Origin of the sequence: Nitrosomonas eutropha (genome assembly GCF_003201195.1) — a bacterium.
Classification (GTDB): domain Bacteria; phylum Pseudomonadota; class Gammaproteobacteria; order Burkholderiales; family Nitrosomonadaceae; genus Nitrosomonas; species Nitrosomonas eutropha.
The window spans coordinates 78,872-91,676 of sequence record NZ_QICQ01000002.1; the positions used below are offsets into that span (position 1 = coordinate 78,872).

The window sequence follows — 12,805 nt, forward strand, 5'->3', positions numbered from 1 at the left end:
AACCTCAGCACTTGAGTTCATTTTAGGCGGCCGCTGGTCGCACTGAGTAGTTTGATTTCATGCAACCAGAACCCGCCCCTGGGATGGATCCGCTCGTTTTAGCGGTAAACAACAAAAGCCACGCCCTGACTTTGCGAGTAGTTATCATAAGCGATGAAACGTACCATTTGATCAGGAAATTCGCGATGGCAGGCCTCAATCTCGGCCAGCACAGCATCGACCGATTGCTCGCCGAACATCGGCAGCTTCCACATATGCCAAAAACTCTCCTTGGCAGACGTTCCTTTGACAGCGTGCTCAACCGCAGGATTCCAGCCTTGAGCAAGGGCATAGGCGATCTGACGGCGCACCTGCTCGGGCGTCATCTGGGGAAGATACGAAAAGGTTTCGTATTTTTTTGTTAAGTGATAGGCTTGAATGGCCATAGCTATATCCTTTCAAAATTAGGAATCGAATCCGATCGCCGCAGTCTCACTGGAACGCAGATCGATCGAATTTGGTTTGAAACATTACTTGTGGGCAATGTCGAGCTTGTCAACCGTGTCAAACTCGAACTTGATCTCTTTCCACGTTTCCATGGCGATCTTCAGTTCGGGCGAATGCTGAGCCGCGGCGGTAAGGATCTCGCGACCTTCTTTCTCGATCTGACGGCCTTCATTACGCGCCTGTACGCAGGCTTCGAGCGCAACGCGGTTAGCGTGTGCACCTGCAGCGTTGCCCCAAGGATGACCGAGCGTGCCGCCGCCGAACTGCAACACCGAATCGTCACCGAAAATGGCAACCAGCGCAGGCATGTGCCACACGTGGATACCGCCGGACGCGACGGCGAAAGCGCCGGGCATCGAACCCCAATCCTGATCAAAGAAGATACCGCGCGAACGGTCTTCCGGTACGAAGGATTCGCGCAGCAGATCGATCCAACCAAGAGTGGAGGCGCGATCACCTTCCAGCTTGCCCACCACGGTACCGGTATGCAAGTGATCTCCGCCGGACAGGCGCAGAATCTTGGTTAGCACGCGGAAGTGGATACCGTGATGCGGGTTGCGGTCGAGCACGGCGTGCATGGCGCGGTGAACGTGCAGCAACATCCCGTTGTTACGGCACCAGTTCGCCAGACCTGCGTTAGCGCAAAGGCCACCGGCGAGGTAATCGTGCATGATGATCGGCGCACCGATCTCTTTGGCGAATTCTGCGCGCTTGTACATTTCTTCAGGCGTTGGCGCGGTGACGTTCAGATAGTGACCCTTACGCTCGCCGGTCTCGGCCTCAGCCTTCAGAGTGGCCTCCTGCACGAACTCGAAACGATCGCGCCAGCGCATGAACGGCTGAGAATTAATGTTCTCGTCGTCTTTGGTGAAGTCCAAGCTGCCGCGCAAACACTCATACACCGCACGACCGTAGTTCTTGGCCGACAGGCCCAGCTTAGGTTTGATGGTGCAGCCCAGCAGCGGCCGACCATACTTGTTCATCTTGTCACGCTCCACCTGGATGCCGCTCGGAGGGCCGCCGCAGGTCTTCACGTATGCGATCGGGAAACGCACGTCTTCCAGACGCAAGGCGCGAATCGCCTTGAAACCGAATACATTGCCCACCAGAGAGGTGAACACGTTGACCACAGAACCCTCTTCGAACAAGTCGATGGGGTACGCGACGAAAGCATAGAAGCGAGCATCGTCACCGGGAACATCCTCGATGCGATAGGCGCGACCCTTGTAGTAATCGAGATCGGTCAGCAGGTCGGTCCACACTGTGGTCCAAGTACCGCAGGACGACTCTGCGGCTACCGCCGCCGCCGCCTCCTCGCGATCGACGCCAGACTGTGGGGTAATTTTAAAACACGCTAGAATGTCAGTGTCTAGCGGCACGTAATCCGGTTGCCAGTAAGTTTGTCGGTACTCCTTGACACCGGCCTGATAGGTTTTGATTGCCATGTTTTGACGACTCCTTAAAGCTCGCTGCTCGCGAGAACTAAACGACGAAGGAAAATTTGTTCAGCACAATCGACCAAGGCATCAATCCTGGTCTTAGGGATGGATTCATCGATTTGCTTGCAAACATAGTATCGAATGTAATCATAAAATACAACTCAATCTTCTGATAGAATGCATTAGATAAACTTATGTGAAAATTATGTATCTGACTTTTCGCCAACTACAAATTTTCGACGCTGTCATGCGTCGCCAGAGCTTCACGCGCGCGGCTGACGTGCTACATCTGACGCAACCTGCCGTATCAATGCAGATGCGGCAGCTCGAAGAGCAAGTCGGTGTACCCTTGTTCGACCAGGTCGGCAAACAAATCCAACCCACCGACGCCGGACGCGAGCTGCACCGCCACGCGATTATCATTGCGGCGAAAATGCAGGACCTCAGCGCCGCAATGGAAGAATTCAGTGGCCTGCGCCGAGGCGAATTGGATCTAGTGGTGGCGAGTACCGCGAATTACTTCGCGCCCAAGTTGATTGCCGCATTCTGCAGACAGCACGCTAAAGTGCAGGTGCGACTGCGAGTGTCGAACCAGGAACAGATTCTGGACATGCTGACCACGTCGAACATGGATCTGGCGATCATGGGACAGCCACCGAAGAACTCAGAATTAGTCGCTCAAGCCTTTCTTGACAATCCACTGGTCATAATTGCCGCACCGACCCATCCGCTAGCTGCCAAGAGTCGGGTCGCACTCAAACACCTGGAGCGCGAAACCTTCATCACCCGCGAGCCTGGCTCAGGAACGCGCAAAGCGGCTGAGCGGCATTTCTCCCGGTACGGAGTAGAGTTTCATTCGGTAATGGAAATGAGTAGCAACGAGGCGATCAAGCAGGCGGTGCAAGCCGAATTAGGCCTGGGCATCCTATCCTTGCATACACTCGAACTCGAACTGGCGATGCAGCGACTGGCCATGCTCAACGTCGAACGCTTTCCGATTATGCGGCAGTGGTTCATCGTGCATCGCAAAGGCAAGCGGCTGTCGACCGTAGCGCAAGCCTTTCTTGACTTTCTGATTCGAGAGGCAAGACATCTGGCTTCGCTCCAGGATCCTGCTACCACCTAATTCAGGCCATGAACTTGACCGGACGGCCAACCTGGATATCGCTTACGAAAATCACTCCGGAATGAGCCTCGAAAAACGGCTGAAAGCCTTCGAGCAATGCATCGACAAGATTCGGTGACACCGCGACGATGATCATGATCAGCGCATCGTCCTCGTTGAACATCAAGTGTCCTCCGTAAAAACCTTGGCTACCCTTGCCCGAAAGATTGCCAACAATGGTGTAACCTTTTACATCAGCGCGATCAAGCAAGCTGGTAGCGAATTCGCGATGCTCGCCTGCGAGGATGATTTCTAGTTTTTTCAGGGGAGAGAGTTTGAACGTGCTCATGCTGTGACGACCTCCTCGGTGTATGTCGATTGGGATGCGGATATGAAATGTACTTGCCACTCGCCATCGTCGAAAACATAGGCCTGCATATCCTGCGTCGGATCGAGGATAATGGTACGGACCCATTGCCCCTGCACCAGACTCTTGACCTTGGCTACGGCCTCGATGGCGCGGCGCGCGAAGTCCAGCGGCGCTTCAATCATCACGATCAGGCGCAGGGGCTCGTGATAAGGCTGACCATGGCGCATCACAGTCTGCGCCGGCAGCCCGGTGCGCAGATCGGACAGATTGCCGGTCATCACGCCAAAGCGCCCGGCAACGTTGTGATAAACCTTGCTGCCGCTGCCAAAATGAGTGTTGTCGACGGTGGAGAAGTAGTGCTCCATATTGATCCACTGCCCCACTACCACCGGGCCGGCAAGAATATTTTCCAGCAGGCGTCCCTTGGGATCGAGCTGCCAGTCATAGGATTGCAGAAAGGAACGTCCATGCAAATTGGCCTTCTGCGTTAAACCGCGTCGTCCCACGACGAAATACAGATTGCCCGACAATCCCCACTCAGGTCGCACCTGCGACCAGTCGTGCGACATGACACGTACTATGCGATGAGCCTGAGCCGGTTTCAAGGTTTTTGCTTGCGGCAGCAGCGTCGGAACGCGTTCGGCTGCAGAAAGCCGCGACGCTGCATACAGACCGTTCCGCAAACGCTCCAGATACACCAGTAACCGCGGCGGCAAAAGCTCCAGATTGCATAACTCAACGGTATCGGTGGTAGTCGTGTGCAGCCCGGGAACGAACCAGGTGTCGGCGGGAATATCTACCCCAATGGTCCGAAGTTTCGCCCGTACTTCGGCTTTATTGGCCATTTGCGCCAGCACCCTGGCGCTGACCAGCCCGTTGCTGCCGCCGCAGGCGCCGCAATCGAGCGCCGATTCGTAGGGATTGTTTTCCGAATGGCTGCCGTGTCCGATGAGCAACACGAAACGCGAGAAATTGCGGGTCAGGCCAATCGAAGTCAGCGCGGTCCAGACATAGTTGACCTGCTCGTCGAGCGAAAAACCAATCCGCCCCAAACGCAGCATCTGGTAATTCGCATATGACGAATTGACACGGTAAACCTCGCGCACTTGCTCGATGAATCGTGCTTCGCGTTCCAAGGAAAGACCAAACTCGCGCACCAGTATCGTGGTGCCGCTGCAATGGCCCAGCGCCGTTTCGCGCAGCTCGCGAATCATGTCGTCGTTGACGCGCTCCCGCTCGATGCCCAGCTCAATACGCAAAGCATTGACGATCATCGCTCTCTGCAGAGCACGCACAATGGAGTCCGCTTGTTCGCGGCTGAGCTTGTCCAGCAACAAATGGGTGAACGGATGCGGTGCATCCAGCCGGCTGCGCCAACGGTGATAGGCCAACGGCGCCATGGTCTTGCCAATCAAATCGAAGCCGAACAGCGCTCCAATGGCCTCAACCGTGACAAAGGGAGAGATCACCGAACTCTTCAGATCGTGCAGCACATGGCCAAGGGTCGAGACAAAATCCTCTTCGTCGAAGTCGATTGCAGCGGAAATCTCGAGCACGAGATTTTTTGGCGTGACTATCGCCGGACACAAATGGGTTTCACTTCCTTTGCCGTAACCCAAAAAGCCCACGGGAACGCCAAAGAACCCAGCAATGCCGAACGTCAGGAAATCTCCGACGTTCTCCAGATTGCGCCGCAGTCGCTCAGAACGCACATCAATGCAAAACAGCGCCTGTGCAAAAGCGCGCTTCGGCACCGCCGGCTCGTCCGGGGTCACGATCTGGCTCAGCAGATGGTCGATGGCGCGCGCTTCAAGTGCACGCAGCCACATCGACCCTTCCTGCACGGCAAAGCGCTGCAGCACCTCAAGGACTTCGGCGGCGCCCTGCGCTCCGAGCGCGGCCAGCGTCTGCACCGGTGTTCCAGCCTCCATCGCGATTTTTTGCAGTATCTGGCCCTGCCGCTGCGCATGTACGCGTCGCCATTCTTTCGCGTAGTCCTCGGCCAGTCGAGCTATGCGATTCCCGCTGGATCGCTCCAGCGCATCATCGATACGTTGGGCCCACCCAGGTAAAAGCTCTCCTGCGTGCAACGCGTAGCGCAATAGGGCACAGTCGCGCTGCTCGCGCAAAAAGGCGTCGAACGCAGGTCGGTTCGCGGGTGTTTTGCGATGCCGCGCGCTTTCCTCGATCAGCGCCAGCGCGAATACCAAGCGCACGGCAAGGAAATCGACCAGATCGGCCGGGTGCTTGCGTCCCCAATGATAATGCTCGGCTCCCGAGCGCCAGCGGATAAAGCCGGCCCAACCATGCAGCCGTAACAGTTCGCGCGAAAAATACGCTTGCCAATGCTCTTCGGCAATGCCTAACGATTGCATGACGTGAACAATCGCGGCATCTGCACGTGGCGCCTGATCGAGGATACGCTTGATCGCCAACCCGCGCAAAAACATGCGGCCGTTGCGCCGAGCAACATCAGCCCAGGCAGCGTAAAAACCCTGCTTCCGACCGGGCATGCGCCACGATGACTGATCTTCGTCGAAAAAATCCAAACAGCTTTTGACCACCAGCTCGTCAAGCTCAGCAGCAAGATTGGTTCCCCACAGCGAATCGATACACTCGGTCAGCGGCCGCCAAGGAGGCAGATCGGCAAGCATCGCAGCATCCAGACCGGCTGCGATGGCGCTGCCATTTGGGATAGCCTGGCCAGCCAGCACTGCAGCGACGTCTTCGGCTGAGGCATGCGGCACATAGGGCGAGGCGTCGGTCGGCGCTTTGCGCACCGCGCTCAGCCAGCGCTGCCAGTCGATGCCACCGATACTGGGTGCGGTCTGCGCGAACTGCGCGGTAATCGCGTCGAGCATGCGCACATCGCCCTTGCCTTCGCGCAGATAATGCTGATAGGTAGTGCGTGGAAGGTACACGCGGGCATGGAAAAGCCCGCGCGCAGCCTGAACCGCCTCTGTGAACGGCAAGCCTTCCAGCCCATGCAGGGGATTGTTGTGAATAAATGTGCGCATCGGCCAGAACAACGGTACAGGCTCGGCAGCCACATAGACCGTGGCATGCACGCGCAAGATCTTGCCTAAGTTCAATGCATCAACCATGTCATGCTCCAAAGAGAAGCGGCCACAATCACGGCCACGGCCAGCAACGCGGCCAGAACAGTCCAGAATACCGGGATGTCGTGCACTGCAGATTTGAAAACATATTCAGCGTGCGGCACTCCAAACAGAAATCCCTGCCATATCTGCGCTCCCATCCAACTCTACAGCAGCCAAACGATGAGAACACTGACAACGGTCGCAGCATTACTCAGGCCCAGCAAATCGCGCTCAACGTCGCACACTTTCCGATTATACGGCAAAGTTCCATTCTTCATCTGATACATCTGTCGGATAGGGCTTACGTTTGATCATCTCAATAGAGTAACTAACTCTTGGACAAAGTGCTTAACACATTCTAATTCAGGCCATGAACTTGACCGGACGGCCAACCTGGATATCGCTTACGAAAATCACTCCGGAATGAGCCTCGAAAAACGGCTGAAAGCCTTCGAGCAATGCATCGACAAGATTCGGTGACACCGCGACGATGATCATGATCAGCGCATCGTCCTCGTTGAACATCAAGTGTCCTCCGTAAAAACCTTGGCTACCCTTGCCCGAAAGATTGCCAACAATGGTGTAACCTTTTACATCAGCGCGATCAAGCAAGCTGGTAGCGAATTCGCGATGCTCGCCTGCGAGGATGATTTCTAGTTTTTTCAGGGGAGAGAGTTTGAACGTGCTCATGCTGTGACGACCTCCTCGGTGTATGTCGATTGGGATGCGGATACGAAATGTACTTGCCACTCGCCATCGTCGAAAACATAGGCCTGCATATCCTGCGTCGGATCGAGGATAATGGTACGGACCCATTGCCCCTGCACCAGACTCTTGACCTTGGCTACGGCCTCGATGGCGCGGCGCGCGAAGTCCAGCGGCGCTTCAATCATCACGATCAGGCGCAGGGGCTCGTGATAAGGCTGACCATGGCGCATCACAGTCTGCGCCGGCAGCCCGGTGCGCAGATCGGACAGATTGCCGGTCATCACGCCAAAGCGCCCGGCAACGTTGTGATAAACCTTGCTGCCGCTGCCAAAATGAGTGTTGTCGACGGTGGAGAAGTAGTGCTCCATATTGATCCACTGCCCCACTACCACCGGGCCGGCAAGAATATTTTCCAGCAGGCGTCCCTTGGGATCGAGCTGCCAGTCATAGGATTGCAGAAAGGAACGTCCATGCAAATTGGCCTTCTGCGTTAAACCGCGTCGTCCCACGACGAAATACAGATTGCCCGACAATCCCCACTCAGGTCGCACCTGCGACCAGTCGTGCGACATGACACGTACTATGCGATGAGCCTGAGCCGGTTTCAAGGTTTTTGCTTGCGGCAGCAGCGTCGGAACGCGTTCGGCTGCAGAAAGCCGCGACGCTGCATACAGACCGTTCCGCAAACGCTCCAGATACACCAGTAACCGCGGCGGCAAAAGCTCCAGATTGCATAACTCAACGGTATCGGTGGTAGTCGTGTGCAGCCCGGGAACGAACCAGGTGTCGGCGGGAATATCTACCCCAATGGTCCGAAGTTTCGCCCGTACTTCGGCTTTATTGGCCATTTGCGCCAGCACCCTGGCGCTGACCAGCCCGTTGCTGCCGCCGCAGGCGCCGCAATCGAGCGCCGATTCGTAGGGATTGTTTTCCGAATGGCTGCCGTGTCCGATGAGCAACACGAAACGCGAGAAATTGCGGGTCAGGCCAATCGAAGTCAGCGCGGTCCAGACATAGTTGACCTGCTCGTCGAGCGAAAAACCAATCCGCCCCAAACGCAGCATCTGGTAATTCGCATATGACGAATTGACACGGTAAACCTCGCGCACTTGCTCGATGAATCGTGCTTCGCGTTCCAAGGAAAGACCAAACTCGCGCACCAGTATCGTGGTGCCGCTGCAATGGCCCAGCGCCGTTTCGCGCAGCTCGCGAATCATGTCGTCGTTGACGCGCTCCCGCTCGATGCCCAGCTCAATACGCAAAGCATTGACGATCATCGCTCTCTGCAGAGCACGCACAATGGAGTCCGCTTGTTCGCGGCTGAGCTTGTCCAGCAACAAATGGGTGAACGGATGCGGTGCATCCAGCCGGCTGCGCCAACGGTGATAGGCCAACGGCGCCATGGTCTTGCCAATCAAATCGAAGCCGAACAGCGCTCCAATGGCCTCAACCGTGACAAAGGGAGAGATCACCGAACTCTTCAGATCGTGCAGCACATGGCCAAGGGTCGAGACAAAATCCTCTTCGTCGAAGTCGATTGCAGCGGAAATCTCGAGCACGAGATTTTTTGGCGTGACTATCGCCGGACACAAATGGGTTTCACTTCCTTTGCCGTAACCCAAAAAGCCCACGGGAACGCCAAAGAACCCAGCAATGCCGAACGTCAGGAAATCTCCGACGTTCTCCAGATTGCGCCGCAGTCGCTCAGAACGCACATCAATGCAAAACAGCGCCTGTGCAAAAGCGCGCTTCGGCACCGCCGGCTCGTCCGGGGTCACGATCTGGCTCAGCAGATGGTCGATGGCGCGCGCTTCAAGTGCACGCAGCCACATCGACCCTTCCTGCACGGCAAAGCGCTGCAGCACCTCAAGGACTTCGGCGGCGCCCTGCGCTCCGAGCGCGGCCAGCGTCTGCACCGGTGTTCCAGCCTCCATCGCGATTTTTTGCAGTATCTGGCCCTGCCGCTGCGCATGTACGCGTCGCCATTCTTTCGCGTAGTCCTCGGCCAGTCGAGCTATGCGATTCCCGCTGGATCGCTCCAGCGCATCATCGATACGTTGGGCCCACCCAGGTAAAAGCTCTCCTGCGTGCAACGCGTAGCGCAATAGGGCACAGTCGCGCTGCTCGCGCAAAAAGGCGTCGAACGCAGGTCGGTTCGCGGGTGTTTTGCGATGCCGCGCGCTTTCCTCGATCAGCGCCAGCGCGAATACCAAGCGCACGGCAAGGAAATCGACCAGATCGGCCGGGTGCTTGCGTCCCCAATGATAATGCTCGGCTCCCGAGCGCCAGCGGATAAAGCCGGCCCAACCATGCAGCCGTAACAGTTCGCGCGAAAAATACGCTTGCCAATGCTCTTCGGCAATGCCTAACGATTGCATGACGTGAACAATCGCGGCATCTGCACGTGGCGCCTGATCGAGGATACGCTTGATCGCCAACCCGCGCAAAAACATGCGGCCGTTGCGCCGAGCAACATCAGCCCAGGCAGCGTAAAAACCCTGCTTCCGACCGGGCATGCGCCACGATGACTGATCTTCGTCGAAAAAATCCAAACAGCTTTTGACCACCAGCTCGTCAAGCTCAGCAGCAAGATTGGTTCCCCACAGCGAATCGATACACTCGGTCAGCGGCCGCCAAGGAGGCAGATCGGCAAGCATCGCAGCATCCAGACCGGCTGCGATGGCGCTGCCATTTGGGATAGCCTGGCCAGCCAGCACTGCAGCGACGTCTTCGGCTGAGGCATGCGGCACATAGGGCGAGGCGTCGGTCGGCGCTTTGCGCACCGCGCTCAGCCAGCGCTGCCAGTCGATGCCATCGATACTGGGTGCGGTCTGCGCGAACTGCGCGGTAATCGCGTCGAGCATGCGCACATCGCCCTTGCCTTCGCGCAGATAATGCTGATAGGTAGTGCGTGGAAGGTACACGCGGGCATGGAAAAGCCCGCGCGCAGCCTGAACCGCCTCTGTGAACGGCAAGCCTTCCAGCCCATGCAGGGGATTATTGTAAATAAATGTGCGCATCGGCCAGAACAACGGTACAGGCTCGGCAGCCACATAGACCGTGGCATGCACGCGCAAGATCTTGCCTAAGTTCAATGCATCAACCATGTCATGCTCCAAAGAGAAGCGGCCACAATCACGGCCACGGCCAGCAACGCGGCCAGAACAGTCCAGAATACCGGGATGTCGTGCACTGCAGATTTGAAAACATATTCAGCGTGCGGCACTCCAAACAGAAATCCCTGCCATATCTGCGCTCCCGCCCAACTCCACAGCAGCCAAACGATGAGAACACTGACAACGGTCGCAGCATTACTCAGGCTCAACAAATAGATCATCGCGAAAAATACAGGAAATACCGGCGCGCCGAGGGCGGCGAGAACTGAGAGCGTGGTTGCCGCACCCAGACGCGGCATCGCCCGCGCCAAGCCCGGCCGCAGGCCGACGTAGACATCACCCCAGCGGTTGCACAAGCAATGACTGACCAGAGCTAGCGCCAGCACGGTCACAGATAGGCATGCCATTACCGCGCTCAGCTCTATTGCGCCGGCCCCGCCAATGACGCCGATCCAAGCCAGCGCCCAGGCCGAGCTCGCATAAAATCCGATCCAGATGTCGAGATCGCGAGTCGACAGCATACGCCAAGCGTAGAAAAGAGATGTGCCGGTTGCCCACGCAAGCACGGCAGATGTCCATGCCTGTGAAAGATGCATGCTGGCTCCGGAAATCAGCCACACGCCGATTTGCGGCCAAATCAGCAGCAAGGCTGCGCGCAACCACACCAAGCGCACCGCACGCAATACGGTGTTGAAAACCATGCTAAACGGGAATAGCGGCAGAAAAAAAACTGCCAACAATGCCATCAGTGAGATCATCATCGGTGTCGTCTCCATGAATCAAACCCAGCGCAGCCATACGTTCACGCGCTTGGAGCCGTCTTGTAGCATGCGCCCCAGACGCGCAAACACATCAACCACGTAGAACTCGCGCGAGAACAAAGCGTAAAGATTGAGGTAAACGATATTCCTGACCCTCGAACGTCCACCCATATTCGAGGAGTCAGCGTACAAAATGACGAGCCATGCTGCCACCAAGATCAAGGTCAGCACCACCACGATGATATCGAAAACAATCAGATCGACTCCTGCTGCGGCATATATCGCATTTACCAGAGTTGCGTCGGGATAGAGGAACTGCTCGAACAGATGCCCTATTATCGTATAACCCACAACGACGATGACAAACGACAGGAAGATCATTCCCATCAACCGCCATGGATTCTCGGTAGACAAACGGTGAATCGAGAAAAAGACCTGGGCACCCGTGATCCAGCCGAAAAACAGCAGAATGACCGCCCCTTGCTTATGCACGAAATCAGCTGCCACCAGCAGATGCGAAAAGCCGAGCACGAAGGCCGGAACTAGCACTGTCACTGCCAATGCGACCAACCAAGGCAGGCGCACCAAGCGCAGCGGCTTACGTTCGACTACCGAGGTGTAGATATCGTCAGGAGGCACGCCATCGTTGCGGCGCGCATCGCTGATCACACCACCCGACCCGAGAAACAGCGTAGCCTTGAACAGACCGTGGGCAACAAGATGGTACACTGCGAGCGAAAATGCTCCGAGCCCGCACTCCATCACCATGAAACCCATCTGACCCATCGTTGAGTAACCCAGCGATTTCTTGATATCGTTTTGCGTGAGCATCAGTGCCGATCCAATCAGCGCGGTCAACAATCCAACCGTGAACACCACGTGCAGCACGTCCGACGTGTGTACGAACAAGGGGGCAAAACGGTTGAGCAAAAAGCCGCCGGCGTTGACGATACCGGCATGCATCAGTGCCGACACCGGGGTTGGCCCCTCCATTGTGTACGGCAACCAGGAATGCAGCGGAAACTGCGCGGAACGCGCAAACGCAGCCAACGCCACCAGCATCGCTGCAGTGCTTGTCGCCGGCCAGCCGGCGACTGTCACGTCGGGATTGGCCGCGATGCGCGCGAACAGTTCGGACAACTGCATCGTGCCGTAAGCGTGTCCAAGCACAAGAGCCGCCCCGAGCAAAGGCAGGTCGCCGGCGCGATAGGTGATGAAAGTCCAGAACGCATAGCGTCCGCTGGCCGCGCGCGTGGTGTCGTGTCCCAGCAGGAAGTACAGTAGCACCCCCACCAGGAACCAGGACATGACCAGCGTGAGCAAGTCGGATGCGCACACCAGCAGCAAAATGTTCGCCGTCATCAGGTCCAGCAACGCGAAGAACCGCGCATAGCTGGGCTCGTCAGCCATATACTGCACCGCGTACATATGCACGATCAAACTAATGCCCGAGACCAGTATCGCCATGACTACGGCTAAGTGGTCAAGGATTAAGGTCAGCGGCCCGGCGCGCAACACCAGGACCTGTTCAGCCGGCATTTGCAGTACCGCAATCAAGAGGGCCAGCGCCAGCAGCAGAGTCAATCCCATGAAACCTGTGCTGATCCGCGCAGCCAGATGCTTGGCGGAGCGAGACATCAACGGTGCGGCGACGGCAGAAAGAACCGGCAGGGCCGGCAAAGCCACTAGACAAAACGCGACCCAATCGTTCACGACAGA

Annotated in this window: 10 protein-coding genes; 1 reads left to right on the plus strand and 9 read right to left on the minus strand. The window is 56.9% G+C overall.

The genetic code is table 11. The annotated features are described in order from the left end of the window. Positions 1–98 precede the first annotated feature (98 nt). Complete coding sequence (locus C8R14_RS01435; protein ID WP_011633897.1) at positions 99–425, minus strand: ribulose bisphosphate carboxylase small subunit; 327 nt, start codon at positions 423–425, stop codon at positions 99–101. Between the two features lie 84 nt (positions 426–509). Further along, on the minus strand, positions 510–1,931 hold the full coding sequence (locus tag C8R14_RS01440; protein WP_011633896.1) for a form I ribulose bisphosphate carboxylase large subunit: 1,422 nt from the start codon (positions 1,929–1,931) through the stop codon (positions 510–512). Positions 1,932–2,130: 199 nt separating this feature from the next. Here C8R14_RS01440 and C8R14_RS01445 point away from each other — a divergent pair, with 199 nt between their 5' ends. After that, on the plus strand, positions 2,131–3,051 hold the full coding sequence (locus C8R14_RS01445; protein ID WP_011633895.1) for a LysR family transcriptional regulator: 921 nt from the start codon (positions 2,131–2,133) through the stop codon (positions 3,049–3,051). Between the two features lies 1 nt (position 3,052). On the opposite strand, the gene C8R14_RS01450 is transcribed toward C8R14_RS01445, so the two are convergent. The 7 genes from C8R14_RS01450 to C8R14_RS01475 all read right to left on the minus strand — a co-directional run bounded on the left by C8R14_RS01450 (position 3,053) and on the right by C8R14_RS01475 (position 12,799). Continuing rightward, complete coding sequence (locus tag C8R14_RS01450; protein WP_011633894.1) at positions 3,053–3,379, minus strand: P-II family nitrogen regulator; 327 nt, start codon at positions 3,377–3,379, stop codon at positions 3,053–3,055. After that, positions 3,376–6,504 carry a DUF2309 domain-containing protein gene (locus tag C8R14_RS01455; protein WP_110332540.1) on the minus strand — a complete coding sequence of 1,043 codons (3,129 nt, stop codon included), beginning with the start codon at positions 6,502–6,504 and terminating at the stop codon, positions 3,376–3,378. The genes C8R14_RS01450 and C8R14_RS01455 overlap by 4 nt, the downstream gene beginning before the upstream one ends. Next, positions 6,489–6,659 (minus strand): hypothetical protein, encoded by a 171-nt coding sequence (locus C8R14_RS13430; RefSeq protein ID WP_181413693.1) that lies wholly within the window; start codon positions 6,657–6,659, stop codon positions 6,489–6,491. Before C8R14_RS13430 ends, C8R14_RS01455 begins: the two co-directional genes overlap by 16 nt. 205 nt (positions 6,660–6,864) lie before the next feature. Beyond that, positions 6,865–7,191: a P-II family nitrogen regulator gene (locus C8R14_RS01460; protein ID WP_011633894.1), complete on the minus strand. Its 327-nt coding sequence runs from the start codon at positions 7,189–7,191 to the stop codon at positions 6,865–6,867. Then, the gene (locus C8R14_RS01465) at positions 7,188–10,316 is read right to left on the minus strand and encodes a DUF2309 domain-containing protein (protein ID WP_110332541.1); all 3,129 of its coding nucleotides are present in this window, start codon (positions 10,314–10,316) and stop codon (positions 7,188–7,190) included. The genes C8R14_RS01460 and C8R14_RS01465 overlap by 4 nt, the downstream gene beginning before the upstream one ends. Then, on the minus strand, positions 10,301–11,101 hold the full coding sequence (locus C8R14_RS01470) for a hypothetical protein (protein ID WP_011633892.1): 801 nt from the start codon (positions 11,099–11,101) through the stop codon (positions 10,301–10,303). Before C8R14_RS01470 ends, C8R14_RS01465 begins: the two co-directional genes overlap by 16 nt. Positions 11,102–11,104: 3 nt before the next feature. Continuing rightward, positions 11,105–12,799: an NADH-quinone oxidoreductase subunit 5 family protein gene (locus tag C8R14_RS01475; protein ID WP_011633891.1), complete on the minus strand. Its 1,695-nt coding sequence runs from the start codon at positions 12,797–12,799 to the stop codon at positions 11,105–11,107. Positions 12,800–12,805 lie beyond the last annotated feature (6 nt).